Below are 25,742 nucleotides of genomic sequence, written 5' to 3'. Positions count from 1 at the left end.
CTCGCCGGAGGTTGAAGACATGAATCCACGACGTCTCCTGGCCGCGTGTGCCGTCACGGTGACCGCTGCGGTCGGCCTGGTCGCCACACCGGCGTTCGCCGGTGGCTACTTCCAGACGAAGACGGACCTGAACCTGCGCTACTGCCAGTGGCTGAACAACTCGCAGTGCTCGGTCATCCTCACGATCCCGAAGGGCCAGTCGGTCTACCTGAACTGCTGGGCGACCGGCTCGTCGGTCAACGGCGACACCGTCTGGTACAACGCGTTCTACGGCAACGCGAACGGCATGCTCGCCGGTGACTACATGTACACCGGCCACGACCCGAACCCCGCCGTCTCCCGCTGCGGCTGACACGCGATCCGGCCGCTGGCGCTGACGCGCCAGCGGCCGGATCAGGACGTCACGGGTAGTACACCCGAGGGCTGGTGAAGATGCCGTGCAACGTTCCGCTGCACGTGTAGACCTCGACCACCGCCACGGCGGAGCCCTTGAAGTTGTTCATCACGTTGACGTTGCGGCTGATCGGCCCGAACCGGCCGGTCCGGTTGAGGTCGTAGTAGATCCAGGAGGTGTTGCCGTTGTTCGTGGTCCGCAGCTGGAGGTACGCCGTGCACCGGGACCCGTCCGGTGTGGCGTTCATGTAGAAGTCACCCACCACGGTCTGGTTGGAGCCCTGGTACGAGATGCACGAGCTGATCGGGTAAGCGCCGGTGCAGCCGCCACCCGAGGCCGCCAGGGCCGGTCCCGGGGCGACGAGGAGCGCCGCCAGTGTGACAACCGTGCCGAGGATGGTGCCCAGCAGTCTTTTTCTCATACCGTTCGCCTGCCTTTGTCCGGTGCCCGACGATGGCGGGCGGATGCGGACACCGTCGCCGACCGAACCTGCAGGAACCTCGCCGGATTCTTGCCCGCCCCGACGGCTCGGCCCGGGCACGCGGTTCAGGAGCGGGCGAGGCGGCGCAGCAGCGAGTCGGCCCCCAGGGGGTACGCGCCGTGCCGGCGTACCCCGTCGGCGACCTCGCGGTCGGACGAGACCACGACGACCGGGCGGCCCGCCGGCTCGGCGCGGACCAGGCGGCGGATCAGCTCGTCGGCGGTCTCGCCCTTGCGGGAGAAGAGCACCCGGACGCCGCGGGGCGCGGGCGGCAGCCCGTGCATCCGTTCGGCGCCGTCGAACACGACCGTGACCTCGTCGCCGGTCTGCGCGGCGATCCCGCCCAGCCCGGTGATGAGGCGCTTGCGCTGCTGCTCCAACGACATCTCGCCGAAGCCGCGCTTGGTGACGTTGTAGCCGTCCACCACGAGGTGCGCCCGGGGCAGGGCGAGCAGCTGGTCCAGTCGGGCCGGATCGTCGGTGTCGCGGGCACGGGCGGCCGGGCCGGCGGGGGCGGTGCCCGGCTGCTCGGCGAACGCGTCGGCGACGAAGTCGGCGGGGAGCTTGTCCACCGGGTCGAGCGCCAGCTCCCGGCGCAGCCCGACGGCGGCCTGACCGATGGTCTCCAGCAGCAGCCAGAGGCGGGCGTCGTCGACCGAACGCGCCTCCTTGGCGCTGGCCCGGGCCACCCCGGCGGCGGCCTCCGCCTCGGCGAGCCGGGCGCGGGCGCGGCGGAGTTCGGCGTCCACGTCGGCGCTGGCGCGTGCGGCCCGGCCGCGTTCGGTGGCCAGGAGTTCGGTGGCCCTGCGCTCACGGGTCTGCGTCTCGCGCAGGGTACGGGCCAGCTGACGGGACTCCTCGCGGAGCTGGCCCAGCTCCTCGCGGACCCGCGCCAGCTCGTCGCGGAGCTTCTCGGCCTCGACCCGGGCCACCGCCCGGTCGTGTTCGGCGCGGGTGGCCCGCTGCTCGGCCTCGCGGACCAGTTCGGCGACGACGGCGCTGTCCGCCTCGGCGCGGACCGCGGCGCCGCTGGCGTCGATCAGCTCCCGCCAGCCACGGGGTCGGGCCAGGTAGGCCAGCGCGGCCACCTCGACCGGGTCGGCGACGGCCGGCGCGGTGCCCTCGACCACGGCCGCGCCGAGGTCGCCGGCGTCGGCCAGCACCCGGGCGGTGACCCGCTGCCGGAACAGCGGGTCGGCGGTGAGCTGGGCGGCGATGGCCGGGGCGCCGAGCCGGGCGCGGCGGTTGGGGGCGAACTTGGCCACCCGGCGCAGCGGCACCGGCACCTCGTCGGCGGGCAGGGTGGGCAGCACGGTGGCGGTCAGCGCCACGATCCGCTGCCGGACCGGCTCGGGCAGCGTCGGCTCCGGCTCGACCGCCGGGTCGCCACCCGAATCGGCAGGTGTGTCACTGCTGTCCGGATCGCCCACGGCACCGTCGCCCGCGACCGGATCCTCCTGCGGGAGGTGGTCGTCGTACGGCTCGGTGAGGGGCATGTGGCAAGTCTCCCACCGCGACCGGGCCCACCGCCCGGTGAGTGAGCCGATCTCTCATCCTAGCCCCATGGTGACTGCTGGGACGGCTGCGACGGGAGTGTCGGACCGGGGCGCTAGCGTGCCGCCGATGGCACAGGCGGAGTACGTCCAGGAGTCACTGGCCGGTCTCGACCCGGCGGTGGGCGGGGTGGACCCGGCCCTGCCGCTGTACGCGACGACCTTCGTGGTGGTCGACCTGGAGACGACCGGCGGCGCACCCGACGGCGGCGGCATCACCGAGATCGGCGCGGTCAAGGTGCGCGGAGGCGAGCACCTGGGCGAGCTGGCCACCCTGGTCAACCCGGGGCAGCCCATTCCGCCGTTCATCACCGTGCTGACCGGGATCACCCAGGCCATGCTGCTGCCGGCGCCGCCGATCGAGCAGGTGCTGCCCAGCTTCCTGGAGTTCATCGCCGACGCGGTGCTGGTCGCTCACAACGCCCCGTACGACGTGGGTTTCCTCAAGGCCGCCTGCGCGAAGCACGGGTACCGCTGGCCCAATCCGCGCGTACTGGACACGGCGGCGTTGGCCCGGCGGGTGCTGACCCGCGACGAGGTGCCCAACCGCAAGCTGGGCACCCTGGCCGCCTACTTCCGCACCGCCACCCAGCCCACCCACCGGGCGCTCGACGACGCGAAGGCCACCGTCGACGTGCTGCACGGGCTGATCGGCCGGCTCGGTGGGCACCGGGTCGACACCGTCGGCGACGCCATCGAGTTCGCCCGCGCGGTCACCCCGACGCAGCGCCGCAAGCGCCACCTGGCCGAGGGGCTGCCCAAGGTCCCGGGCGTCTACATCTTCCGGGCCGCCGACGACCGGCCGCTCTACGTCGGCACCTCGGGCGACATCGCCACCCGGGTGCGCAGCTACTTCACGGCCGGCGAGAAGCGCGCCCGGATCTCCGAGATGTTGGGCGCGGCCGAGCGGGTCGAGGCGGTGGAGTGCGCCCACTCGCTGGAGGCGGAGGTCCGCGAGCTGCGGTTGATCGCCGCGCACGCTCCGCCGTACAACCGGCGGTCGAAATACCCGGAGCGGATGGTCTGGCTCAAGCTGACCGACGGGCCGTACCCCCGGTTGTCGATCGTCCGGGCCCTCTCCCCCACGGACACCGCCTACCTCGGGCCCTTCACCTCCCGGCGGGCCGCCGAGCTGGCCGCCGCCGGCTTCCACGACGCGGTGCCGCTGCGCCAGTGCACGCACCGGCTCTCGCTGCGCACCGTCACGCCGGCCTGCGCGCTGGCCGAGCTGGGTCGCTGCCCGGCGCCCTGCGAACACAAGATCACCCCGGAGGAGTACGACGACAGAGCAGCCGGGCCGTTTCGCACCGCGACCGCCAGCGACCCGCAGCCGGTGGTCGACGCGCTGCTGGCCCGGATCGACGTGCTCGCGGCCGACCAGCGCTACGAGGAGGCCGCCGTGGTGCGGTCCCGGCTGGCCGCGGTGCTGCGCGCCACCGTGCGGATGCAGCGGCTGGCGGCGCTTACCGGGATCGTGGAGCTGGCCGCCGCCCGACCGGCCGCCCGGGGCGGCTGGGAGCTGGCCCTGGTCCGGCACGGTCGTCTGGCCGGGGCCGGGGTGTCCCCGCCCGGCGTCCACCCGCGACCCACGCTGAACGCCATCCGCGCCACCGCCGAGACGGTGTCGGGCGGGCACGGCCCGGTGCCGTCGGCCACGGCGGAGGAATCCGAGCGCATCCTGTCCTGGTTGGAGCGGCCGGAGACCCGGCTGGTCGAGATGTCGTCCGGTTGGTCCTCGCCGGCGGGCGGGGCGGGCCGCTTCCGTGACCTGCTGGCGAAGGCCGAGAGCGGGGCGTCGCACCAACTCTCGACCGAACGCTCATGACCAACTGACCGATCGGACTACGTCGACTCCCTTAGGCTGTTAGAGAAGTGCAGTCCTGCCCGTTTCGTGGGCCTGCTCCCGATCGCCCGGTCCGGCGGTCGCGGAGCCGGGGTGAGGAGGTGTCCCTCGTGGACGTCGACGCCGGACACGGCGCCGCCCTGGGGGGCGCCCTGCCGACCCGGTCGGGTGAGCTGCCCCTGACCCGCCGACTGCGGTCGTTGCTGACCTGGCCGACCACCGACTCCGACCCGGTGACCCACCTGGTCCGCACCCATCGCGGCATCCACGCGGGCACCGACCCCGCCGTGCTGCGCCGGGCGTACACGATCGCGGAAAACATGCACCGCGGCCAGTTCCGCAAGAGCGGGGAACCGTACATCACCCACCCCCTCGCGGTGGCGCAGATCTGCGCCGAGCTGGGCATGGACACCACGACCCTGGTGGCGGCGCTGCTGCACGACACGGTCGAGGACACCCGCTACACGCTCCAGGCGCTGTCGGAGGACTTCGGCGGCGAGGTGGCCCACCTGGTCGACGGGGTAACGAAATTCGACAAGGCGTTCTACGGCAAGGCCGCCGAGGCGGAGACGATCCGCAAGATGATCGTCGCGGCCGCCAAGGACGTCCGGGTGCTGATCATCAAGCTGGCCGACCGGCTGCACAACATGCGCACGCTCGGAGTGCGCTCCGCGGCGTCCCGGGAACGGATCGCCCGCAAGACCCAGGAGGTGCTGGTCCCGCTCTGCGACCGGCTGGGCATCCAGACCCTCAAGCGCGAGCTGGACGACGTGGTGCTGCTGCACCTGGAGCCCGAGGAGCACGCCCGGCTGGCCCGGCACGTGCACGATCGGCCCGGCTGGGACTCCTACCTCGACGCGGTGGTCACACGGGCCCGGGTGGCGCTGCGCCGCAGCCGGGTCGACGCCGAGGTGAGCCCGCGCCCCCGGCACCTCTACTCGATCTGGAAGGACACCATCGCCGGCGGCCACACCGCACCGTACGACCTGCCCCGCATCTCGGTGGTGGTCGACGGTCCGGCCACCGACTGTTACGCCGCGCTGGGCGCGATCCACGGCACGTGGCGGCCGATCCCGGGCCGTTTCAAGGACTTCATCGCCTCACCGAAGAACAACCTCTACCGCTCGCTGCACACCAGCGTCTGCGGCCCGCAGGACCGCACGGTGGAGGTGCTGATCCGCACCGAGGAGATGCACCGCTCGGCCGAGTACGGCATCGCCGCCGACTTCCGCTTCCCGCGCTCGGGCAGCGGCAGCGCGGCCGCCCGGGCCGAGCAGTTGGACTGGCTGCGCCGCGTGCTCGACTGGGAGCCGGACGCCGCCGACCCGGCACAGTTCTACGAGTCGCTGCGCTGCGACCTCGCCGAGGGCCAGATCCAGGTCTTCGCCGACGGGCGTCAGGTGGTGCTGCCGGCCGGCGCCACACCTGTCGACCTGGCGTACGAGCTGGGCAGCCAGCGGGGCGACCACTGCCTCGCCGCCCGGATCAACGGCCGGCTCGCGCCGCTGAGCTCGGAGCTGGACGAGGGCGACGTGGTGGAGATCTTCACCGAGAGCGACGGTGACAACGGCTTCGAGGCCGGCGTGGCGCCGCGCGGCCCGCGCAAGGAGTGGCTGAGCTTCGTCAAGTCGCCGAACGCGCAGATGCAGATCAACAGATGGTTCGCCGAGCACACCGAGCCGGGCATCACGATCAGCGACAAGGTCCGCCTCGGTCGGGCCACCATCGGGCTCGCCCTGCGCCAGCACAACCGCGGCCTCGCCAGCGACCTGCCGCTGCTGCGGCTCTCCGAGGAGCTGGGCTATCCCGACCTGGAGACCCTGCTGGTCGCGGTCTTCGACCGGGTGATCGAACCGGACACCGTGGTACGCCAGCTCATCGACCTGGTCGACCATCGACAGTGACCCGCCCAGCCCCAGCGCGTCCGAAGGACATTCGTGACCACTAGCCTGGGGTCATGATCCCCCGTTCCCGCGCCACCGGTCGGGCCATCTTCTACCAGGCCTTCTACCGATTGCCGCTGCCGGTGCGCCGTCGCCTGGTCAAGCTGGCCGTGCCCAAGTACATCGTCGGGGCGGTCACCCTGGTCCGTGACTCCGAGGCGACGGGTGCGGGCCGACTGCTGATGCTGCGCCAGCCCCCCGGCAAGGGCTGGTCACTGCCAGCCGGCCTGCTCAACCGGGCCGAGCCTCCGGTCGTGGGCGCGGTCCGCGAACTGTTCGAGGAGTCCGGCATCCGGCTGCCGCCGTCCCGGCTGCGCCCGGCGGTGCCGAACGCGATCGTGCACGCCAAGGGCTGGGTGGACATGGTCTTCGAGACGGAGGTGCCGGCGTCCAGCACAGAGCTGGTGGTCGACGGCGCGGAGGTCTTCGAGGCCGCCTGGCATCCGCTGGACGACCTGCCCAAGCTGACCTGGCCGACGGCCCGGCTGCTCGCCTACTACGACATCGGGCCGCTGGCCGGGCAGTTCCCGCCCCCGGTGCCCGACACCGCGCCGTGAAAGGAGCGGGCGGGCCGGCGGACCTCTGCGCGGTCGTGCTCGCCGCGGGTGAGGGCACCCGGCTGCGCCCGCTCACCGCACGGGTGCCCAAGGCGCTCTGCCCGGTCGGCAACGTGGCACTGCTGGACCGGGCGCTGGACCGCCTGGCCGGCCTCGGCCTGAGCGGTCCCGCACGCGTCGCGGTGAACGCCTGCTACCTCGCCGACCAGGTGGTCGCGCACGTCGGCGATCGCGCCCACCTGTCGGTGGAGCCCGGTGACCCGCTCGGCACCGCCGGCGGGGTGGCCAACCTGCGGGACTGGATCGACGGCCGGCCGGTGCTGGTCGGCAACGCCGACGCGTACCTGGCCGACCCGGCCACTCCCCCGGGCCCCGACGTGGCCGCGCTGCTGGACGGCTGGGACGGGGAGTCCGTCCGCCTGCTCGGGCAGCCCGCGGCCGACCCGAGGGCGCCCGGCACCTTCGCCGGGCACTGCTTCACCGGGTTCTCGCTGCTGCCGTGGCGGCTGGTCCGCGACCTGCCGGTGGTCTTCTCCGACCTGGTACGCGCGGTGTGGCGGCCGGCCGAGGCGGCCGGCGCGCTGGAGGTGGTGCCCTACCCGGGCACCTTCTACGACACCGGCACCCCCGCCGACTACCTGGCGGCCAACCTGCACGCCGCAAGGGGCAACGTGCTGGTCGACCCGGCCGCCACGGTGACCGGGCGCTGCGTGGAGTCGGTGGTCGGCGCTGGCGCACGGGTCGACGGCGACGTACGCCGCACCGTGGTCTGGCCGGGCGCGCTCGTGCGCAGCGGCGAACGGCTGCACGACGTGATCCGGTTCGGGGACGCCGGCACCGTCCAAGCCGCCCCGCACGGCTGACCCGCGCGCCCGCGCCGCCGGGCCGGCCGCTCGCCGCGCCCGTGGGCGGACCGCTCGCCGCGCCCGCGGGCCGACCGCTCGCCGGATCCGAGGCCGACCACTCGCCGCGCCCCCGGTCCGAAAGACCCGCAGGCCGACCGCTCGCCGTGCCGCCGGCTCCGCGGTCGACAGACCGGTCGGTTCGGCGCGTCGGCGCGCCGGCGGGATGATTCGTGTGAGCGGTATACCTGTGGGTCATATTTATGACTCACAGGTATACCGCTCGTTGGCGACACGCCTGCCCAAGCCGTGGGCATACCTGGAGCGACGGCTGATGGCGACAGCGCCGGGCACCCGACACCCGAGCAACGGCGACGGGCGCGGGAGGACGGGGCGCGGGAGGACCGGCTCGCGAGGACGGGTGCCGGGTGCACCCGACCCCGGTCCCGGCGGGAACATCTAGCATGGGCAGCGACGCCAACGAACGGAGAATTGCCCCGTGATCACCGCGATCGTGCTGATCGACTGCGCCACCGACGCGATCCCCGAGGTGGCGGAGACCCTCGCCAATGTCACCGGCGTCAGCGAGGTCTACTCGGTGGCCGGGCACGTCGACCTCATCGCCATCGTCCGGGTCCGCGAGTTCGACCAGATCGCGCAGGTCATCGCGGGCAGCATCTCCAAGGTGCCGGGTGTGCTGAACACGGAGTCGCACATCGCGTTCCGGGCGTACTCCCAGCTCGACCTTGAGGAGACGTTCGCGATCGGCCTCGCCGACGCCGACTGACCCGCCGGGCCGCGTGGACGGCCGCCGCCGGACGCGGCGCGGCCGGTCCACCCGTGCGGGTGGACCGGCCGTCTGCTGCCGCTACGTCAGCTTTGGCTGGGCGCGGGCCGCTCGGTCGTGCCGAGGCCCGGTTCCGGGGACTCGGTGATGCCACCCGGAGCGGGCGACTCGGTGGTGCCACCCGGAGCCGACGACGAGGTACCCGGGCTGGGCGTACCGCTGGCGCTGGCCTGCGGGACCGGGATGCCCAACTGGTTGGCGAGCTGGACCAGCTCGTCATAGTGCGTCTGCAGCGTCGGCAGGGCGGTCTGGGCCAGCTGGACCACCGACTGCTCGGAGCCCTGCGAGATCTCCGTCTGGGTGGCCTGGATGGCCTGGACGTGACCGGCCAGCTCACTGGTCACCCAGAGCCTGTCGAACTCCGCGCCGCTGACGTTGTTCAGCTTGTCGATGACCGCCTGCTGGTCGGTCGTGGGCTCCTTCGGCAGTTCGACGTTGAGCTGGGACGCGGTCTGCTGCACCGTCTGGTCCAGCTGGGTGTGGTCGGTCTTGAACATCGCGCCCAGGTCCTTGACCCCCTGGTTCTGGCCCTTCTGCTGAGCCAGGTCACCGGCGGTGATCTCGAACAGGTTCACCTGGTGCAGCGCCTGCAGATACTGGGTGTCCTGCGTCGACGGCTGTGCCGCAGCCTGCGCGGCCGCAGCCGGCGCGACGCCTACCAGCACCAGCGCGGCCAACAGGCCGAGGCGTTTGAGACCCAACATGCTTCCCCCCCTTGAGACGTTGGACCGCACGGATACCCGGCTCACGGGGGTTATTCCTGCGATCGCCCGACGCGCGGGGTCGACCGGTCCCGCCGTGGCCGTCCGACTCCTGCTCGGATGGGCGACGGGACACCGACAACGACGTGACGCCCGCCGGAAGTCCGGCGGGCGTCACGTGACGGTGCTGTCGAGAGGTCAGTGGCGGCTCTCGCCGCTGCCGATCTCCGCGCGCTCGGGCCGGGGCTCGACCGGCGGGTGACCCGGCGAGACCGGCGCCTCGACCGGCTTCTCGATCGGGTAGAAGAAGCCCCGGACCGCCGGGCCGAGGGCCCCGAGCCGGTTCATCTTCTTCGGCACGACCCAGCCGACGTAGTCCAGCTCACCGTGGCCGTCCGCGTGCCCGTTCGCCGCGCTGAGCGGCTGGTGCACCTCGACGAACCGGCCGTCCGGCAGGCGCCGGATGATGCCGGTCTCCACGCCGTGCGCGAGCACCTCCCGGTCGTGCTGCTGCAGGCCCAGGCAGAGCCGGTAGGTGACGTAGTACGCCAGCGGCGGGACCACCAGCAGGCCGACCCGGCCCGCCCAGGTCATCGCGTTCAGGCTGATCTGGAACTTGTCGGCGATCACGTCGTTGGCGCCCGAGAGCGTCAAGACGACGTAGAAGGAGACGGCCATGGCGCCGACGGCCGTACGGGCCGGAACGTCGCGGGGCCGCTGGAGCAGGTTGTGGCTCTTGCGGTCCTTGAGGTGCCGGGCCTCCAGGAACGGGTACATCGTCGACAGGCCGACCAGGATGCCGGGCAGCACGACCGTCGGCCAGAACAGCGGCGGGATGACGTAGTGGTCGCCGATCGGGATGTTGATTTCCCAGGCCGGCATGAGTCGGGTCGAGCCGTCGAGGAACATGACGTACCAGTCGGGCTGGCTGGCGGCCGAGACCACCCACGCCTCGTACGGGCCGAACAGCCAGATCGGGTTGATCTGGAACAGACCGCCCAGCAGCGCGATGACGCCGAAGACGACCATGAAGAAGCCGCCCTGCTTCAGCGCGTAGCGGGGGAACATCCGTTCGCCGACCACGTTGCCGTTGGTCCGGCCGGGGCCGGGCCACTGGGTGTGCTTCTGCTTGAAGACCAGGCCCAGGTGGGCGCTGATCAGCGCGAGCAGCAAACCCGGGATCAGCAGGACGTGGGCGATGAAGAACCGGCTGATGATGATCGTGCCGGGGAACTCGCCACCGAAGATCGACGACGTGAGCCAGGAGCCGATCACCGGGATGGACAGCATGATCGCCGAGGCGATCCGCAGGCCGGTGCCGGACAGGCCGTCGTCCGGCAGCGAGTAGCCGGTGAAGCCGGCCAGGAAGCCGACCCAGAACAGCAGCGAGCCGATGATCCAGTTGGTCTCGCGCGGCTTGCGGAATGCGCCGGTGAAGAACACCCGCAGCATGTGCACGACGATCGCGGCCATGAACAGCAGCGCCGCCCAGTGGTGCATCTGCCGCATCACGAGGCCGCCGCGGACGTCGAACGACAGGTCCAGGCTGGAGGCGTACGCGGCGGACATCGGCGTGCCCTGCAACGGCGCGTAGCTGCCGTCGTAGACCACCTCGGTCATCGCCGGCTCGTAGAAGAAGGTGAGGAACACACCGGTCAGGAGCAGCACGATGAACGAGAACAGCGCGATCTCGCCCAGCAGGAACGACCAGTGGTCCGGGAAGACCTTGTTCAGCAGCCGACGGAGCGGAGTGGCCACCTGGAAGCGGTCGTCCACCCCCACCGCGGCCTTGCCCGGCGTGGCTGCCAGGTCAAACTTTCGACGCTTCATGGCCGCTCCCAGAAATCAGGCCCGACGGTCTCGGTGTAGTCGGACTTCGCCACGAAGAAGCCCTCGGAGTCCACCTCGATCGGCAGCTGCGGCAGCCGCCGGCTGGCGGGGCCGAAGACGGGCCGGGCGTTGTCGGTGATCAGGAACTGGGACTGGTGGCACGGGCAGAGCAGCCGGTTGGTCTGCTGCTCGAACAGGCTCGCGGGGCAGCCGGCGTGCGTGCAGATCTTGGAGAACGCCGCGTAGTTGCCCCACATGTAGTCGCCGTGGCCGACCCGCTCGTTGGCCCGGCGCGACTCCTGCGCGTCCGAGTCACGCAGGTGGATCAGCAGCGTCGGCGAGTCGGCGTGCCGGTTGCTCACACCGTGCTCGATGCCCGGGAAGACCGTCAGCTGACCACCGGTGCTGATGTCCGCCGGGCGTACCGGGCGGCCGTCCTCGCGGACGAGGCGGATCCGCTCGCCGCCCTCGGCGGCGGCGAACCCGGTGGTGAACATCTGGTTGTTCTTGTGCGGCTGCGAGATCAGACCGCCGACCAGCGGCGCCGCCGCGACCGCGGCGACCGGCGCGAGACCGGCCAGCAGCGAGATGCCCAGCAGGGGACGACGCTTCACACCCAGCTCGTCGGCCATGTAGAGCATGGTCTGGCCGGTGATGGTGCGACCGTCGGCGTCCACCGCGCCCTCGTGCCGGTCCTGGATCGAGACCTCCTTGGGCAGCAACTTCTTGCCCCAGGTCAGGATGCCGAAGCCGACGGCGAGCAGCGCGATGCCGAGGGTGGCGCCCAGCAGCGGCGTGTAGAACTTGTCGCCGCCGCGGCCCGGCGCGTACTGCCACGGCCACCAGATGTAGATGGCCAGGAACGCGGTCGCCGCCAGGCCGGTGATCAGGAAGAAGCCAGCCACCACCCGGGTCAGCCGACGCTCGGCCTTCGTGCCGGGCAGCACCTGCGGCTCGTAGTGCACGATCTCGATGTCGTCCCGACGCGCGCCCTCACGGACGATGTCGAACCGGGTCAGCCGGGGGTCGTTCACGTCGAGCGGCTCCTGGCCCTGCGGGGCCTGGTGCTCGGTGTGCGTGCTCATGCCGTCACCTCGCTACGGGTGGCGCCGAGCGGCACCACGGCACTGAATCTGAAGATCCGCTCGGTCACGACTTACCCGCAATCCACAGGCTAGCGAACACGAGCGCCACAATGCCAACCAGGAAGATCGCCAGGCCCTCGGTGGACGGCCCGTACCGACCGAGGTTGAACCCGCCCGGGTCCTGGTCGGTCTTCAGCGTCTCCTGGATGTAGGCGATGATGTCGGCCTTCTGCTCCGGCGTGATCTGGTTGTCACCGAACACCGGCATGTTCTGCGGGCCGCTCAGCATCGCCGCGTAGATCTGGCGGTCGGTCGCCGGGTGCAGGCTCGGGGCGAACTTGCCCGACGAGAGCGCGCCACCGCCACCGCCGAAGGCGTGGCACTGCGAGCAGTTGATTCGGAACAGCTCGCCGCCGGCCGCGACGTTGCCGTTCTCGCGGAGGTCGTCACCCTGCGGGACGACCGGGCCGCCACCCAACTCCTGGATGTACTGGCCGAGCTGACGGGTCTGCTCGTCGGTGAAGACCGGGGGCTTGCGGTGCGCCTGGGCCTCCTGGCGGGCCAGCGGCATACGGCCCGAGCTGACCTGGAACTCGACCGAGGCCGCGCCGACGCCGATCAGGCTCGGCCCGCGGCCCTCGACGCCCTGGGCGTTGCGTCCGTGGCAGGTCACACAGCTCACGTCGAACAGCGCCTTGCCCTCGGCTGCGGCGCCGGTCAGCGGCGGATTGTCCTGCGCCTGGGCACCGGGGGCGAAGACGGTGTAGGCGCCGCCGGCGATCATCAGCGCGGCGAACAGCCGGACCGCGGCGCCCAGCCGGCGGCGGCCCCTGCTGCGCGCGGCGGGCCGCCCGCGCAACCGCGCGAGCAGGCCGCGTCGGCGGTCGTTGTCAGAAGTCATGAGCTGTGTCCTTAACCGGTTGGACCTTGTCTCAGGGGACGGAGCAGCGGCGCGGTTCGTGACGCGCCAAGATCACTGAAGCCAGTAGATCATGGCGTACAGGCCGATCCACACGACGTCGACGAAGTGCCAGTAGTACGACACGACGATCGCCGAGGTCGCCTGCGCCGGGGTGAACCGGCCCATGGTCGTGCGGACCATGAAGATGATGAAGGCGATCAGACCGCCGGTCACGTGCAGGCCGTGGAAGCCGGTCGTCAGGTAGAACATCGAGCCGTAGCCGTCCACGTTGATCTTGACGCCGTCCTCCACCAGGTGGCGGTACTCGTTCACCTGGCCGAGCACGAAGATCAGGCCCATCACGAAGGTGACGGTGAACCAGCGTCGCAACGCGTGCACGTCACCCTTCTCCGCCGCGAAGACGCCGAGCTGGCAGGTCACCGAGGACAGCACGAGGATCACCGTGAAGGTGGTCGCGTACGGGATGTTCAGCGACTCGGTGTGCTTCTCCCACTGCTCCGGCGCTGCCGCGCGGATCGAGAAGTACATCGCGAAGAGCGCCGCGAAGAACATGAGTTCGCTGGAGAGCCACACGATCGTCCCGACGCTGACCATGTTGGGTCGCGTCAGAGAGTGGATCCGGCTCTTGTCAATGGCTGGGGCCGCAGTCACGCCGTCATTATTGCCCCTGACCGGGGCCGGCGATCAGCGGGGTGGCAAACCTGCGCCTTCCGTGGCCCGAGTGTCAGGGTCCGGTTCGCCTGGCCTAGCCTGAAAAGCGTGCTGCACGTCGATAGGATCCTCGCCGCCACCTCGGCCGTCCCGGCCGATGTGCTCGCGGCCACTCCGGCCGGCCCGTCGGCGCTCGCCGCCGGGGCCGAGGCGACCCCGCCACCGTTCACCGTCGGCGCGGTGCTGACCGAGACCCGGCTGGACAGTTGGCTGGCCCTCGGCCTGGTGCTCGCCGCCGGCCTCTACCTCTACGGGGTGCACCGGCTGCGCGTCCGCGGGGACCGCTGGCCGATCGCCCGTACGGTGTTCTTCCTCGGCCCCGGCCTCGGCGGTATCGCGCTGGTCACGGTCAGCGGGCTGCACGCCTACGACACCGCGCTGCTGTCGGTGCACATGGTCCAGCACATGGTGCTCTCCATGGTGTCGCCGATCTTCCTGGCGCTGGGCGCACCGATGACGCTGGCGCTGCGGACCCTGCCGGTCGGGCCGCGCAAGCGCCTCCTGGCGATCGTGCACAGCCGCGTCGCCCGGGTCTACAGCTTCCCGCTGGTGGCGTTCGCCATCTTCGTGGTCAACCCGTTCGCGCTGTACTTCAGCGACCTGTACCGCTTCACCCTGGAACACGCCTGGGCACACGAGCTGGTGCACGCGCACTTCATCATGACCGGCTGCGTGTTCTTCTGGCCGCTGCTCGGCCTCGACCCGCTCCCGGGCCGCTGGCCGTACCCGGCGCGGGCCCTGCTGATGCTGCTCTCCGTGCCGTTCCACACCGTGCTCGGGCTCACCATCATGCAGAGCACCACCCTCTTCGGCGGCGACTGGTACCCGTCGCTCAACCTGAGCTGGGCGGACCCCAAGGCCGACCAGGTGGTCGCCGGCGGCATCCTCTGGGCCGGCGGTGAGTTCGTCAGTGTGACCATGCTCGCGGTGCTGGTCGTGCAGTGGGTGAAGCAGTCCGAGCGGGAGGCCCGCCGGGTGGACCGCGAGCTGGACCGCCAGGAGGCCCGCGAGCGCGCCGCCGACGCCGCGACGACCTGAGCTGCGCAGACGGTACGCCAGCGGCCGAGCGTCGGGCGGGATGTCGGCTACGTCACGTCGACCGGTACGATCGGCGGGCAGCTACGAGGTGGGAGCCTGTCAGCCATGAGCGATCGTCTGTGCACCGTCCTGCTCTACAGCGACGACCCGCAGGTCCGTGACCGGATGCGGCTCGCTGTCGGCACCCGGCCCGCACCCGGGCTGCAGATCGAGTTCGTCGACGCGTCGACGTACGCCGAGACCATCCGGCTGGTCGACGACTACGAGATCGACCTGCTGGTGCTCGACGGCGAGGCGAGCCCCGGCGGCGGCATCGGCATCGCCCGCCAGATCAAGGACGATCGGGACGACGCCCCGCCCACCTGCCTGGTGATCGCCCGGGCCGCGGACCGATGGCTGGCCGCGTACGCCGAGGTCGACGCGACGCTGGTGCACCCGCTCGACCCGGTGACCACCGGCAGCACGGTGGCCGAGCTGCTGCGGACGCACGCACCCGCCTGACGTCCCCCGCTCTCCGGCACCGACACGGCGCCGGATAAGCCGGCGCCGATTCCAGCCCACCCGCACTTCGTACGCTCGGGAGGCCCGCCATGGGCGATCGGACCTGGCCGCACCTGCTCAACTCGCTGCTGCGCGGCGAGGAGCTCTCCACCGCCGACACCGCCTGGGCCATGGGCGAGATCATGGCCGGCTCGGCGGGCGCCGCGCAGGTTGCCGGCTTCGCCGTGGCGCTACGGGCCAAGGGTGAGACCTCGGCCGAGCTGGCCGGCCTGGTGGAGACCATGCTGAGCCGGGCCGTCCCGGTCGACCTTCCCGACGACCTGCGCTCGACGGCTCTGGACGTGGTGGGCACCGGCGGTGACCTCGCCCACACGGTCAACATCTCCACCATGGCCGCGCTGGTCGTGGCGGGTGCCGGCGTCCGGGTGGTCAAGCACGGCAACCGGGCCGCGTCGTCCTCCTGCGGCACCGCCGACCTGCTGGAGTTCCTCGGCGTCCCGCTCGACCTCGACCCGGACGCCATCGTGCGCTGCGTCACCGAGGCCGGCATCGGGTTCTGCTTCGCCGCCCGGTTCCACCCGGGGATGCGGCACACCGGGCCGGTCCGCCGGGAGCTGGGCGTCCCCACCGTGTTCAACTTCCTCGGCCCGCTGACCAACCCGGCCCGCCCCCGCGCCGGCGCCGTCGGCTGCTTCGACGCACGGATGGCGTCGGTGATGGCCGGCGTGTTCGCCGCTCGGGGCGACTCGGTGCTGGTGATGCGCGGCGAGGACGGGCTGGACGAGTTCACCACCGCCGCGCCGACCCGGGTGTGGGCGGCGCAGGGCGGCACCGTACGCGAGGCTGTGCTGGACGCGACCGACCTGGGTGTCCCCCGGTCCACCCTCGGCGACCTGCGCGGCGGTGACGCCGCGTACAACGCCGGGGTGGCCCGTCGCCTGCTGGCCGGTGAGACCGGCCCGGTGCGCGACGCGGTGCTGGTCAACGCGGCGGCGGCGCTCGCGACCCAGGGTCCGCTCGACGGCGACCTGACCGAGGCGCTGCGCGCCGGCCTGGACCGCGCCGCCGACTCCATCGACTCGGGCGCTGCGGCGGCCACTCTGGACCGCTGGATCGAGACCGCCACCACCACCTGATCCGCTGCCCCGGGGCGCGTGCTGCGTGATCGACTCGGGTTCCTGGAATCCGGGGTGTTCGGCCGGCCCGGACACCCCGGATTCACCGATGTCGGGTGGATCACGTCCGGTGGCGTCGGGGCCTGCGGGACGGCGCGTGACCGGCGGGCGCGGGGATTTGTCGGACCCGCGTGGGAAACTACAGGCGAGTAGTTCTCCGCTTCCGTTGTGCGTCGCTGTCGCATTTCGGGGGCGGTTCGCCTGGAGTAAGAGGAGACGCCCGTGTCGCACCGCGATCTCTACTGCGACGTCTGCGAGGGCGTGGCACCGTTCGAGGCGCCGCCCTGCGTCGACGGCCACGGCAGCGACTGTCCCGAGCTGATCTGCACCGGTTGCGGTGCGGCCGTGGTGATCGCCACGTTCGCCGCCCCCGTCACCCGGCTCGCCGATCGCCGACGTCGCCAGCCCACCCGCCGCCACGCCGCCTGACCCGCACCGCCCCGACCGGCGGCACCCCGGTGCGCCACGACGAAGGCCCGCTCCCCGGACGGGGTGCGGGCCTTCGTGGCGGTACGGGGTCGGTCGCGTCGCGGCGACCGGGTCAATCAGTGCTCGGCGGTGCGCCGGGTGCCGGTGTAGTACTCGAACAGCAGGCCGCAGGCGGCGAAGACGACCGCCAACAGGCCGGCGCCGATCAGCCAGAACTGCCAGAACACCATGCCCAGCGCGGCGGTCGCGGCGGCCAGCGCCAGACCGAACGGCCAGTAGCTGCCCGGGCTGAAGAAGCCGACCTCGCCGGCGCCGTCGGAGATCTCGGCGTCTGGCCGGTCCTCCGGGCGCAGGTCGATACGGCGGGAGACGAACCAGAAGAAGCCGCCGCACATCGAGCAGAGCAGGAACGACAGCAGCAGGGCGACGGTGCCCACCCACTCGATGTTGCCGGACTCACCGTGCGTCCAGGCGCCGTAGAGGACGGTTGCGCCGAAGAGGAACAGGGCGATGACCAGGAAGATACGCCACTCGGTCTTCATGCGGCTGCCTCAGCTTCCCGTGCCGGCCGGAGCGTCGTCCGGGTTGAAGTTGCTCTGCGTCCGTCGGGTGTCGAACGGCTGCGTGGTCTCCGCGTACGGCTGCTCACCGATCGCGGCCAGCGCGTCCTGAGTCGACTTGCCACTCTGCTTGGCCGCGAGGAACTGGTCGTACTTCTCCGGCGAGACCACCCGCAGCTCGAAGTTCATGAACGCGTGGTAGCTGCCGCACAGCTCGGCGCAGCGGCCGACGTACGCGCCCTCGGCATCCAAGCTGGAGACCTCGAAGACGTTGCGGATCTTGCCCGGCATGACGTCCCGCTTGAACAGCAGCTCCGGCACCCAGAAGGAGTGGATGACGTCGCGGCTGGTTTCCTCGAACCGGATGGACCGGTTGGTCGGCAGCACGAGCACCGGGATGACCTCACTGGTGCCGAGCGTCGAGGCGGTGGTGCGGGCCTCAGTGCCCTGACCGTCGCGGTAGTTGAACTGCCAGTTCCACTTGAAGGCAACGACCTCGACCGTGACGTCCGGGTTCTTCGACAGCTTGTCGACGTCGGTCTGCACGATCGCCGTGTAGTAGAAGAGCACGGAGACGATCAGGATCGGCGCGATGGTGTAGAGGAACTCCATCGGCAGGTTGTAACGGGTCTGCACCGGCAGCGCGTTACCGCGCTTGCGGTAGCGCACGACACACCAGAAGATCAGGCCCCACACGAAGACGCCGACCGCGAGCGCGGCGACGCAGGAGGCGATCCACAGGTCGTACATCCGGTGCGACTCGGCCGAGATGCCGCCCTGCGGCCAACCGAAGCCGTCGAACGTCTCACCCACGTCACAGCCCGTGAGCAGAACCAGCAGAGCCACGCCCCCGAGACCGAGCCCGGCCAACCGACCAGCACCGCGTCCCCGGCGTCCACCGACCCCTGGGGCAGCACCGTGCCGTACGGCCGACGGCCGTACCTCCGAACTCCTTGCGACCACCTGGTCCTGCCTCCCTAGCGCGCCGCGGTGCGTCTTTCCTCAGCACCGGCGGCAAAGGCGTCACCGACGGTCGCAGATTACTCGACCATGACGGACTCGGCCGTGGTGGGGTCACTGTCCGCCCCCATCGAGGGGATCCTGGGCATAACGTCGCGATAGCGTACTGATCCGTGAGCGCCTCCTCGGTCTACCTGGACGCGGCGACCGCCGCGCCGCTGCATCCGGTCGCCCGGCAGGCGCTGCTGGCCGCCCTGGAAGACGGCTGGGCCGACCCGGGAAAGCTCTACAGCCAGGCACGCCGCGCGCGGCAACTGCTCGACGCCGCCCGCGAGGCGGCCGCGCAGACGCTCGGCGTCCGCGCCGACGAGCTGTCCTTCACCAGCAGCGGTACGACGGCAGCCCACGGCGCGGTGCTCGGCGGCCTGGCGGGACGGCACCGGGCCGGGGCGACGCTTGTGCACTCCGCGATCGAGCATTCCGCCGTCCTGCACGCCGCCGAGCGGCACGTCGCGGCCGGCGGCGTCGCCCACGCGGTGCCGGTCGACCGGGTGGGCCGGCTGGATCTGGCCGCCTGGTCGACGGCCGTGCAGGCGCCGGGGGTCGCGCTGGCCGCGCTGATCACCGCCAGTCACGAGGTGGGCACCGTGCAGCCGGTCGCCGAGGCGGCGGCCGTCTGCGCCGACGTCGGGGTGCCGCTCTACGTCGACGCGGCGCAGTCGGTCGGACGGGTACCCCTGCCGGCCGGTTGGTCGATGCTCAGCGCCAGCGCCCACAAGTGGGGCGGGCCGCCCGGGGTGGGGCTGCTGGCGGTCCGCAAGGGCACCCGCTGGGAGTCGCCCTGGCCGGCCGACGAGCGGGAGGGTGGGCGTACCCCCGGGTCGGTGAACCTGCCCGCGGTGGTGGCGGCGGCGGCGAGCCTGCGCGCGGCGGCGGCCGACGCCGCGGCCGAGCGGGCCCGGCTGGCGCCGCTGGTGGACCGGATCCGGACGCGGGTGTCGGCGGAGGTGCCCGATGTCGAGGTGGTCGGCGACCCGGTGCTGCGCCTGCCCCACCTGGTGACCTTCTCCTGCCTGTACGTCGACGGCGAGACGCTGCTGCACGCGCTGGACCGGCGGGGGTTCGCGGTGTCGTCCGGCTCGTCCTGCACGTCGTCCACGCTGCGGCCGTCGCACGTGTTGGAGGCGATGGGGGTGCTCTCGCACGGCAACGTCCGGGTCAGCCTGCACCGGGACACGACCGAGTCCGACGTCGAGCGGTTCCTCGCCGAGCTGCCCGGGATCGTCGCCGGGCTGCGCGCCGACGCCGGGGTGGTGGGACTGTGACGATGCCGGACGAGGTGATCGACTGCCGGGGCCAACGCTGCCCCCTGCCGGTGATCGCGGCCGCCCGCCGGATGCCGCAGGTGCCGGTCGGCACGGTGGTCCGGGTGCTCGCCGACGACCCGGCCGCGGCGGTGGACATCCCCGCCTGGTGCCGGATGCGTGGCCAGGAGTTCCTTGGCGCGGTGACCGGCCCGGACGGCCCCGCCTACGACATCCGCCGCACCCACTGACCCACCCCTCACCCCGCGATCTTGCAGTTTGCGCGGACAAAACCGCGCAGAAGCCGCGAAACAGCGACAGAAAGTGCAAGATCGCCGGGGTGAGGCGGGTTACGGGAGCAGGTGAGGGCGTACCTCGTCGGCGGCGGTGTCGCCGTAGGACTCGGCGAGGCGCTTGACGAACAGGTCGCGGCGGACGTCGTACTCCTGGGTGCCCACCGTCTCCAGGACCAGCGTGGCCAGCAGCGAGCCGACCTGCGCGGCCCGCTCAAGGCCGAGACCCCAGGAGAGCGCGGTGAAGAAGCCGGCCCGGAAGCCGTCGCCCACCCCGGTCGGGTCGACCGCCCGGATCTCCCGGGCGATGGGCACGTGGATCGGGTCGATGCCGCGGCCGGCGATCTCCACGCCGTCCTTGCCCAGCGTGGTGACCCGCACCTTGACCAGGTCCAGCAGCTGGTCGTCGGTCAGCTGCGCCTTGCTCTGCAGCAGCGACTTCTCGTAGTCGTTGGTCATCAGGTACTCGGCGCCCTCGATCAGCGCCACCACGTCCTCGCCGGGCATCCGGGCGAGCTGCTGGGAGGGGTCGGCCGCGAAGGCGTACCCACGGCTGCGGCACTCGGCCGAGTGCCGCAGCATCGCCTCCGGGTCGTTCGCGCTGACCAGCACCAGGTCCAGCCCGCCGAGCCGGTCGGCGACGGGGGCCAGTTCGATGTTGCGCGCCTCGCTCATCGCACCCGCGTAGAACGACGCGATCTGGCACATGTCGGTGTCGGTGGTGCAGACGAACCGCGCCGTGTGCGCCACCTCACTGATGTGCACGGAGTCACAGTCCACGCCGTGCCGCTCCAGCCAGGAGCGGTAGTCGGCGAAGTCCGCGCCCACCGCCCCGAGCAGCACCGGGCGCAGCCCGAGCTGCGCCATGCCGAAGGAGATGTTCGCCGCCACCCCGCCACGGCGGAGAACCAGGTCGTCCACCAGGAAGGAGAGGGAAACCTTGTGCAGCTGATCGGCGATGAGCTGGTCGGCGAAGCGACCCGGGAAGCTCATCAGGTGATCGGTGGCGATCGAGCCGGTCACGGCGATCTTCATGTCAACCCTCAGGGTCGGGAGCAGGGCGCGGTCAGCCTACCGGCCCGGCAACCCGGACGTGTCCGGTCGGTCGGGCAACGGCAACCGCCCGTCCACCCGTGCGCCAGGGTCACCCGGGACCGCTCCCACCGTCACCCCGTCACCCCGACACGACGACGGGGCCGTCCCGCAGGACGGCCCCGTCGTCGGTGGTGCGTGGTGCGCGACTTAGTTGAACGAGTCGCCGCAGGCGCAGGAGTTGCCCGCGTTGGGGTTGTCGATGGTGAAGCCCTGGGCGTCGATCCGGTCGGCGAAGTCGATCGTCGCGCCGGACAGGTAGGGGGCGCTCATCCGGTCGACGACGACCTCGACGCCACCGAAGTCGCTGACGACGTCACCGTCGAGCGAACGCTCGTCGAAGAAGAGCTGGTACCGCAGGCCGGAGCAGCCACCCGGCTGCACCGCGACGCGGAGCCGCAGGTCGTCGCGGCCCTCCTGCTCGATCAGGGCCTTGACCTTCTGCGCCGCGACGTCGGTGAGGACGACGGAAGTAGGGGCCTGGGCCTCGGTCGACTCGGTCTGCGCTGGCGTGGTCACGTGGAAGTCTCCCTGCGCGGTTTTGGGTCCGGACGCACTGGCCAACGCCGCGCGCCGTCCAGTGATTCCCGGTTGTGGTCCAGTTCCGATCGTACGCCGCCCCGGCCGGACGTACCCGCGTGGCGGGACCAGCGCCCCAGGTCGGCCCGGACGCGACGGCCTGGACCGGGTGGGTCGAGCGCTCAGCGGCTCCACTGCCGGGCCAGTCGGGCGCCCAGCTCGCGCAGCCCGTCGGCGGGACGGCTCAGCGCGGCGTCGAGCCCGCCGGCCTGCTCCCCACCGAAGTGCTCGACCAGGCTGTACGCGTCGGTCACCCCCACCGAGGCGGCCTCCCGTCGGCCAGTGCTGACCTGGCCGGCCACCACCACGCAGGGCACCCCACGGTCCCGGGCGGCCCCGGCCACCCCGGCGACGACCTTGCCGCGCAGCGACTGGTGGTCGAAGGACCCCTCCCCGGTGATCACCAGGTCGGCGGTGTCGAGCGCGGCGTCCAGCCGGGTGGCCCGGGTGACCAGGCCGATGCCCGACTCGCAGGCGCCGCCGAGCGCGAGGATGGCCGCGCCGAGGCCGCCGGCGGCCCCACCGCCGGGCAGCGCTCCGAGCCCCGCCGGGCAGCCGGGAAGGTCCCGCTCCAGCACCGCCGCGAAACGCTCCAGGGCCGCGTCGAGCAGCAGGACGTCGGCGCGGTCGGCGCCCTTCTGCGGGCCGAACACGTTGCTCGCGCCGTGCAGGCCGAGCAGCGGGTTGTCCACGTCGGTGGCGGCGACCAGCCGGGCGCCGCGCAGCCGGGGAGCGCCGTCGAGCGCGTCGACCAGGGCCAACGCCGCCCCGCCGTACGGCAGCGCCGCACCCGTGGCGTCCAGGGGGGTCGCGCCCAGCGCGGTGAGCATGCCGGCGCCGGCGTCGTTGGTGGCGGAGCCGCCCAGCCCGATCACCACCGTCCGGGCCCCGCTCTCCACGGCGGCGGTCACCAGCAGACCCAGCCCGTACGACGTGGTGGTCTTCGGGTCGCGCTCGGCTGCGGAGAGCAGGTGCAGGCCGCAGGCCTGCGCGCTCTCCAGGTAGGCAGTCGTGCCGTCGGCGGTGAGCAGGATCTCACCGGCCGCCGGCCGGCCCAGCGGGTCGACGGTCGACACCATCACCCGCCGGCCGCCGAGCGCCTCGGCGAGCACCTCCACGAAGCCCGGCCCGCCGTCGGCGAGCGGCCGGATCAGCAGGTCGTCACCGTCGGCGACGCTGCGCCAGCCGTCCGCCACCGCGGCGGCGACCTCCGGTGCGGGCAGGGTGCCGGCGAACTTGTCGGGGCAGAGCAGCACGCGCATGTCGAGCAGTGTGGCAGCACACACCGAGCGGAGCTGCGGCGCGCTCGCGCTGTGGGACCATGGGCTACGTGACTTCGACCTGGGTGGAACCCTCCAACACGGCGACGGCTCTGCTGCTGCTCGGCCGGGGCAGCGACCCCGACACCGAGCGCGGCGTCGAGTGTCCGGGCGACCTGCCGGCGCCCAGCGACCCGGATCTGGTGGCCCGTGCCACGGCGGCGAAGGCGAAGCTGGGCAGCAAGGTCTTCGTGCTGGGGCACCACTACCAGCGCGACGAGGTGATCCAGTTCGCGGACGTGACCGGCGACTCGTTCAAGCTGGCCCGGGAGGCCGCCGCCCGGCCGGACGCCGAGTACATCGTCTTCTGCGGCGTGCACTTCATGGCCGAGAGCGCCGACATCCTCACCACGGACGCCCAGCGGGTGATCCTGCCCGACCTGGCGGCCGGCTGTTCGATGGCGGACATGGCCGTGCTGGGTCAGGTCGAGGCAGCCTGGGACACGCTCGCCGAGCTGGGCATCGCCGGCGAGACCGTGCCGGTGACGTACATGAACTCCTCGGCCGACATCAAGGGTTTCGTCGGCCGCAACGGCGGCGTGGTCTGCACCTCGTCCAACGCCAAGCGTGCCCTGGACTGGGCGTTCGAGCAGGGCTCGAAGGTGCTCTTCCTGCCGGACCAGCACCTGGGCCGCAACACGGCGGTGCTGGAGATGGGCCTGTCGCTGGACGACTGCGTGCTCTACGACCCGCACAAGCCCGGTGGCGGGCTCACGCCGGAGCAGCTGCGCGACGCCAAGATGATCCTGTGGCGAGGGCACTGCTCGGTGCACGGCCGGTTCACCCTGGAGAGCGTCAACGACGTGCGGGCGCGGGTGCCCGGGGTCAACGTGCTGGTCCACCCGGAGTGCCGGCACGAGGTGGTCACGGCCGCCGACCACGTCGGCTCGACCGAGTACATCATCAAGACCATCGAGGCGGCGCCGGCCGGCTCGGAGTGGGCGCTGGGCACCGAGCTGAACCTGGTCCGCCGGTTGGCGCTGGCCCACCCGGACAAGCAGATCATGTTCCTGGACAAGGCGGTCTGCTACTGCTCGACCATGAACCGGATCGATCTGCCACACCTGGTCTGGGCCTTGGAGGAGCTGGTGGCGGGCCGTGTCGTCAACCAGATCACGGTCGACGCCGACACCGCGCACCACGCCCGGGTGGCACTGGACCAGATGCTCGCCCTGCCGGGTGCGTGATCACTTTCCGTGACGCCCTTGGTACGCAAAAGTGCCGGATCACCGATTAATGCCACACACGCCGGTGTGACCGAGTCCTTTTTCGTCACCGAGGGCTATGCTGCCGGAGCGAGGACGCAAGCGGGCCGTTTCGATATGGCCGCATCCGGGGTAGCGACAGAGTTCAGACTCCCCACCATCAACACAGCAGCACCGAAGCGCTGGAGGTTGCGTTGACCGACGACGTCCTGATCGTGCATGGAGGCACTCCGCTCGAAGGGCGGATCCGCGTGCGCGGCGCGAAGAACCTGGTTTCGAAGGCGATGGTCGCCGCACTGTTGGGCGACAGCCCGAGCCGGCTGTTCGACGTGCCGAAGATCCGCGACGTCGAGGTGGTCCGGGGTCTGCTCGGTCTGCACGGCGTCAAGGTGACCGACGGCGCCGAGGACGGCGAGCTCGTCTTCGACCCGGCGAACGTGGAGAGCGCCAGCACCGACCAGATCAACGTGCACGCCGGTTCGAGCCGGATCCCGATCCTGTTCTGCGGGCCGCTGCTGCACCGGCTCGGGCACGCGTTCATCCCGGATCTGGGCGGCTGCCACATCGGCCCGCGCCCGATCGACTTCCACCTGCAGGCGCTGCGGGAGTTCGGCGCGACTGTCGACAAGCGGCCCGAGGGGCTGCACCTGTCCGCGCCGAACGGGCTGCACGGCACCAAGTTCGCCCTGCCGTACCCGAGCGTCGGCGCCACCGAGCAGGTGCTGCTGACCGCGGTGATGGCCGAGGGCGTCACCGAACTGCGCAACGCCGCGGTGGAGCCGGAGATCATCGACCTGATCTGCATCCTGCAGAAGATGGGCGCGATCATCAAGGTCCACACCGACCGGGTGATCGAGATCCAGGGCGTGCCGAAGCTGCACGGGTACACCCACCGGCCGATCCCCGACCGGATCGAGGCCGCCAGCTGGGCCGCGGCCGCGCTGGCCACCCGCGGCCACGTCGAGGTGCTCGGCGCGCAGCAGGCCGACATGATGACCTTCCTGAACATCTTCCGGTCCGTCGGCGGCGAGTACGAGGTCACCGACACCCGGCCGCCGAAGCTGGGCGACCCGGGCCAGGAGGGCGGCATCCGCTTCTGGCACCCCGGCGGCGAGCTGAACGCGGTGGCGCTGGAGACCGACGTCCACCCCGGCTTCATGACCGACTGGCAGCAGCCGCTGGTCGTGGCGCTGACCCAGGCCCGCGGCCTGTCGATCGTGCACGAGACGGTCTACGAGCAGCGGCTGGGCTACACCGAGGCGCTGAACTCGATGGGCGCCAACATCCAGGTCTACCGGGACTGCCTCGGCGGCACCCCGTGCCGCTTCGGCCGGCGCAACTTCAAGCACTCGGCGGTGATCGCCGGGCCGAGCAAGCTGCACGCCGCCGACCTGGTCATCCCCGACCTGCGGGCCGGTTTCAGCCACCTGATCGCGGCGCTCGCGGCCGAGGGCACCTCCCGGGTGTACGGCGTCGACCTGATCAACCGGGGCTACGAGGACTTCGAGGCGAAGCTCGCCGACCTCGGCGCGCACGCCGAGCGCCCGTAACCTCGTCACACCTTCCGCGCCCGGTGCA

General features: G+C 71.7%; 26 protein-coding genes. 14 read left to right on the top strand and 12 right to left on the bottom strand.

Annotated features, from left to right (window positions below; all coding sequences use genetic code 11):
* The first annotated feature begins 19 nt into the window (after positions 1-19).
* Complete coding sequence (locus ACGGAQ_RS11620; protein ID WP_354858181.1) at positions 20-352, top strand: hypothetical protein; 333 nt, start codon at positions 20-22, stop codon at positions 350-352.
* Positions 353-401: 49 nt separating this feature from the next.
* On the opposite strand, the gene ACGGAQ_RS11615 is transcribed toward ACGGAQ_RS11620, so the two are convergent.
* Both ACGGAQ_RS11615 and ACGGAQ_RS11610 read right to left on the bottom strand, forming a co-directional pair.
* Positions 402-815 (bottom strand): hypothetical protein, encoded by a 414-nt coding sequence (locus ACGGAQ_RS11615; RefSeq protein WP_393047390.1) that lies wholly within the window; start codon positions 813-815, stop codon positions 402-404.
* Between the two features lie 125 nt (positions 816-940).
* Positions 941-2,371, bottom strand: coding sequence for an NYN domain-containing protein (locus ACGGAQ_RS11610; RefSeq protein ID WP_393047387.1), 1,431 nt, complete (start codon positions 2,369-2,371; stop codon positions 941-943).
* 127 nt (positions 2,372-2,498) lie between these two features.
* On the opposite strand from ACGGAQ_RS11610, the gene ACGGAQ_RS11605 reads away from it, so the two are divergent.
* The 5 genes from ACGGAQ_RS11605 to ACGGAQ_RS11585 all read left to right on the top strand — a co-directional run bounded on the left by ACGGAQ_RS11605 (position 2,499) and on the right by ACGGAQ_RS11585 (position 8,400).
* Positions 2,499-4,253, top strand: coding sequence for a DEDD exonuclease domain-containing protein (locus tag ACGGAQ_RS11605; protein ID WP_393047384.1), 1,755 nt, complete (start codon positions 2,499-2,501; stop codon positions 4,251-4,253).
* Between the two features lie 128 nt (positions 4,254-4,381).
* The gene (locus ACGGAQ_RS11600; RefSeq protein ID WP_393047871.1) at positions 4,382-6,175 is read left to right on the top strand and encodes a RelA/SpoT family protein; all 1,794 of its coding nucleotides are present in this window, start codon (positions 4,382-4,384) and stop codon (positions 6,173-6,175) included.
* A 53-nt stretch (positions 6,176-6,228) separates the two neighbouring features.
* Positions 6,229-6,771 carry an NUDIX hydrolase gene (locus ACGGAQ_RS11595; protein WP_393047381.1) on the top strand — a complete coding sequence of 181 codons (543 nt, stop codon included), beginning with the start codon at positions 6,229-6,231 and terminating at the stop codon, positions 6,769-6,771.
* Positions 6,768-7,634: an NDP-sugar synthase gene (locus ACGGAQ_RS11590; RefSeq protein WP_393047378.1), complete on the top strand. Its 867-nt coding sequence runs from the start codon at positions 6,768-6,770 to the stop codon at positions 7,632-7,634. The genes ACGGAQ_RS11595 and ACGGAQ_RS11590 overlap by 4 nt, the downstream gene beginning before the upstream one ends.
* A 478-nt stretch (positions 7,635-8,112) precedes the next feature.
* Positions 8,113-8,400 carry an Lrp/AsnC family transcriptional regulator gene (locus tag ACGGAQ_RS11585; protein WP_007463184.1) on the top strand — a complete coding sequence of 96 codons (288 nt, stop codon included), beginning with the start codon at positions 8,113-8,115 and terminating at the stop codon, positions 8,398-8,400.
* Between the two features lie 86 nt (positions 8,401-8,486).
* Here the strand turns inward: ACGGAQ_RS11585 and ACGGAQ_RS11580 are convergent, their stop codons facing one another.
* The 5 genes from ACGGAQ_RS11580 to ACGGAQ_RS11560 all read right to left on the bottom strand — a co-directional run bounded on the left by ACGGAQ_RS11580 (position 8,487) and on the right by ACGGAQ_RS11560 (position 13,649).
* The gene (locus tag ACGGAQ_RS11580; RefSeq protein ID WP_393047374.1) at positions 8,487-9,164 is read right to left on the bottom strand and encodes a DUF4142 domain-containing protein; all 678 of its coding nucleotides are present in this window, start codon (positions 9,162-9,164) and stop codon (positions 8,487-8,489) included.
* Between the two features lie 195 nt (positions 9,165-9,359).
* The gene (locus ACGGAQ_RS11575) at positions 9,360-10,991 is read right to left on the bottom strand and encodes a cytochrome b N-terminal domain-containing protein (protein WP_354861555.1); all 1,632 of its coding nucleotides are present in this window, start codon (positions 10,989-10,991) and stop codon (positions 9,360-9,362) included.
* On the bottom strand, positions 10,988-12,076 hold the full coding sequence (locus ACGGAQ_RS11570; protein ID WP_393047372.1) for a ubiquinol-cytochrome c reductase iron-sulfur subunit: 1,089 nt from the start codon (positions 12,074-12,076) through the stop codon (positions 10,988-10,990). Before ACGGAQ_RS11570 ends, ACGGAQ_RS11575 begins: the two co-directional genes overlap by 4 nt.
* 64 nt (positions 12,077-12,140) lie before the next feature.
* Positions 12,141-12,977 carry a cytochrome c gene (locus tag ACGGAQ_RS11565; protein WP_393047369.1) on the bottom strand — a complete coding sequence of 279 codons (837 nt, stop codon included), beginning with the start codon at positions 12,975-12,977 and terminating at the stop codon, positions 12,141-12,143.
* A gap of 72 nt (positions 12,978-13,049) precedes the next feature.
* A complete protein-coding gene (locus ACGGAQ_RS11560) occupies positions 13,050-13,649 on the bottom strand; it encodes a heme-copper oxidase subunit III (RefSeq protein WP_377505384.1) in 600 nt (199 codons plus the stop codon).
* A gap of 108 nt (positions 13,650-13,757) precedes the next feature.
* Between ACGGAQ_RS11560 and ACGGAQ_RS11555 the strand changes: the two genes are divergently transcribed.
* The 4 genes from ACGGAQ_RS11555 to ACGGAQ_RS11540 all read left to right on the top strand — a co-directional run bounded on the left by ACGGAQ_RS11555 (position 13,758) and on the right by ACGGAQ_RS11540 (position 16,852).
* Positions 13,758-14,747, top strand: a complete 990-nt coding sequence (locus tag ACGGAQ_RS11555) for a cytochrome c oxidase assembly protein (protein ID WP_393047366.1) — start codon at positions 13,758-13,760, stop codon at positions 14,745-14,747.
* Positions 14,748-14,852: 105 nt separating this feature from the next.
* Positions 14,853-15,248, top strand: coding sequence for a hypothetical protein (locus tag ACGGAQ_RS11550; RefSeq protein WP_007463197.1), 396 nt, complete (start codon positions 14,853-14,855; stop codon positions 15,246-15,248).
* An 89-nt stretch (positions 15,249-15,337) separates the two neighbouring features.
* A complete protein-coding gene (trpD, locus tag ACGGAQ_RS11545; protein WP_393047363.1) occupies positions 15,338-16,384 on the top strand; it encodes an anthranilate phosphoribosyltransferase in 1,047 nt (348 codons plus the stop codon).
* A gap of 261 nt (positions 16,385-16,645) precedes the next feature.
* Complete coding sequence (locus ACGGAQ_RS11540) at positions 16,646-16,852, top strand: hypothetical protein (RefSeq protein ID WP_354861566.1); 207 nt, start codon at positions 16,646-16,648, stop codon at positions 16,850-16,852.
* Positions 16,853-16,968: 116 nt separating this feature from the next.
* Here ACGGAQ_RS11540 and ACGGAQ_RS11535 read toward each other — a convergent pair whose 3' ends face one another.
* Both ACGGAQ_RS11535 and coxB read right to left on the bottom strand, forming a co-directional pair.
* Positions 16,969-17,394: a cytochrome c oxidase subunit 4 gene (locus ACGGAQ_RS11535; protein ID WP_393047359.1), complete on the bottom strand. Its 426-nt coding sequence runs from the start codon at positions 17,392-17,394 to the stop codon at positions 16,969-16,971.
* A 9-nt stretch (positions 17,395-17,403) separates the two neighbouring features.
* Entirely contained in the window at positions 17,404-18,375 is a 972-nt protein-coding gene (gene coxB / locus ACGGAQ_RS11530; RefSeq protein WP_393047357.1) for a cytochrome c oxidase subunit II, read from the bottom strand.
* 170 nt (positions 18,376-18,545) lie between these two features.
* Here coxB and ACGGAQ_RS11525 point away from each other — a divergent pair, with 170 nt between their 5' ends.
* The gene (locus ACGGAQ_RS11525) at positions 18,546-19,697 is read left to right on the top strand and encodes a cysteine desulfurase family protein (RefSeq protein WP_393047355.1); all 1,152 of its coding nucleotides are present in this window, start codon (positions 18,546-18,548) and stop codon (positions 19,695-19,697) included.
* On the top strand, positions 19,694-19,927 hold the full coding sequence (locus tag ACGGAQ_RS11520; protein WP_393047352.1) for a sulfurtransferase TusA family protein: 234 nt from the start codon (positions 19,694-19,696) through the stop codon (positions 19,925-19,927). Before ACGGAQ_RS11525 ends, ACGGAQ_RS11520 begins: the two co-directional genes overlap by 4 nt.
* 99 nt (positions 19,928-20,026) lie before the next feature.
* Here ACGGAQ_RS11520 and ACGGAQ_RS11515 read toward each other — a convergent pair whose 3' ends face one another.
* From ACGGAQ_RS11515 to ACGGAQ_RS11505, 3 genes are all read right to left on the bottom strand, one after another.
* The gene (locus tag ACGGAQ_RS11515; RefSeq protein ID WP_393047349.1) at positions 20,027-21,004 is read right to left on the bottom strand and encodes a carbohydrate kinase family protein; all 978 of its coding nucleotides are present in this window, start codon (positions 21,002-21,004) and stop codon (positions 20,027-20,029) included.
* 207 nt (positions 21,005-21,211) lie between these two features.
* Complete coding sequence (erpA, locus tag ACGGAQ_RS11510; RefSeq protein ID WP_234587006.1) at positions 21,212-21,580, bottom strand: iron-sulfur cluster insertion protein ErpA; 369 nt, start codon at positions 21,578-21,580, stop codon at positions 21,212-21,214.
* 182 nt (positions 21,581-21,762) lie between these two features.
* The gene (locus ACGGAQ_RS11505; RefSeq protein WP_393047346.1) at positions 21,763-22,902 is read right to left on the bottom strand and encodes a glycerate kinase; all 1,140 of its coding nucleotides are present in this window, start codon (positions 22,900-22,902) and stop codon (positions 21,763-21,765) included.
* A gap of 68 nt (positions 22,903-22,970) precedes the next feature.
* Between ACGGAQ_RS11505 and nadA the strand changes: the two genes are divergently transcribed.
* Both nadA and murA read left to right on the top strand, forming a co-directional pair.
* On the top strand, positions 22,971-24,146 hold the full coding sequence (gene nadA, locus ACGGAQ_RS11500; RefSeq protein WP_393047343.1) for a quinolinate synthase NadA: 1,176 nt from the start codon (positions 22,971-22,973) through the stop codon (positions 24,144-24,146).
* A gap of 212 nt (positions 24,147-24,358) precedes the next feature.
* Entirely contained in the window at positions 24,359-25,714 is a 1,356-nt protein-coding gene (gene murA / locus ACGGAQ_RS11495) for a UDP-N-acetylglucosamine 1-carboxyvinyltransferase (protein ID WP_308195384.1), read from the top strand.
* The last annotated feature ends 28 nt before the right edge of the window (positions 25,715-25,742 follow it).

The organism is Micromonospora sp. NPDC047557 (assembly GCF_043205095.1).
GTDB lineage: Bacteria > Actinomycetota > Actinomycetes > Mycobacteriales > Micromonosporaceae > Micromonospora.
This window is presented reverse-complemented; position numbering and strand designations above follow the sequence as displayed.

What these genes read in the sequence shown, in the direction of transcription:
- ACGGAQ_RS11620 (WP_354858181.1), top strand. Translation starts at nt 20, where the DNA reads ATGAATCCACGACGTCTCCTGGCCGCGTGTGCCGTCACGGTGACCGCT.
- ACGGAQ_RS11615 (WP_393047390.1), bottom strand. Translation starts at nt 815, where the DNA reads ATGAGAAAAAGACTGCTGGGCACCATCCTCGGCACGGTTGTCACACTG.
- ACGGAQ_RS11610 (WP_393047387.1), bottom strand. Translation starts at nt 2,371, where the DNA reads ATGCCCCTCACCGAGCCGTACGACGACCACCTCCCGCAGGAGGATCCG.
- ACGGAQ_RS11605 (WP_393047384.1), top strand. Translation starts at nt 2,499, where the DNA reads ATGGCACAGGCGGAGTACGTCCAGGAGTCACTGGCCGGTCTCGACCCG.
- ACGGAQ_RS11595 (WP_393047381.1), top strand. Translation starts at nt 6,229, where the DNA reads ATGATCCCCCGTTCCCGCGCCACCGGTCGGGCCATCTTCTACCAGGCC.
- ACGGAQ_RS11580 (WP_393047374.1), bottom strand. Translation starts at nt 9,164, where the DNA reads ATGTTGGGTCTCAAACGCCTCGGCCTGTTGGCCGCGCTGGTGCTGGTA.
- ACGGAQ_RS11575 (WP_354861555.1), bottom strand. Translation starts at nt 10,991, where the DNA reads ATGAAGCGTCGAAAGTTTGACCTGGCAGCCACGCCGGGCAAGGCCGCG.
- ACGGAQ_RS11570 (WP_393047372.1), bottom strand. Translation starts at nt 12,076, where the DNA reads ATGAGCACGCACACCGAGCACCAGGCCCCGCAGGGCCAGGAGCCGCTC.
- ACGGAQ_RS11565 (WP_393047369.1), bottom strand. Translation starts at nt 12,977, where the DNA reads ATGACTTCTGACAACGACCGCCGACGCGGCCTGCTCGCGCGGTTGCGC.
- ACGGAQ_RS11550 (WP_007463197.1), top strand. Translation starts at nt 14,853, where the DNA reads ATGAGCGATCGTCTGTGCACCGTCCTGCTCTACAGCGACGACCCGCAG.
- trpD (WP_393047363.1), top strand. Translation starts at nt 15,338, where the DNA reads ATGGGCGATCGGACCTGGCCGCACCTGCTCAACTCGCTGCTGCGCGGC.
- ACGGAQ_RS11535 (WP_393047359.1), bottom strand. Translation starts at nt 17,394, where the DNA reads ATGAAGACCGAGTGGCGTATCTTCCTGGTCATCGCCCTGTTCCTCTTC.
- ACGGAQ_RS11515 (WP_393047349.1), bottom strand. Translation starts at nt 21,004, where the DNA reads ATGAAGATCGCCGTGACCGGCTCGATCGCCACCGATCACCTGATGAGC.
- ACGGAQ_RS11505 (WP_393047346.1), bottom strand. Translation starts at nt 22,902, where the DNA reads ATGCGCGTGCTGCTCTGCCCCGACAAGTTCGCCGGCACCCTGCCCGCA.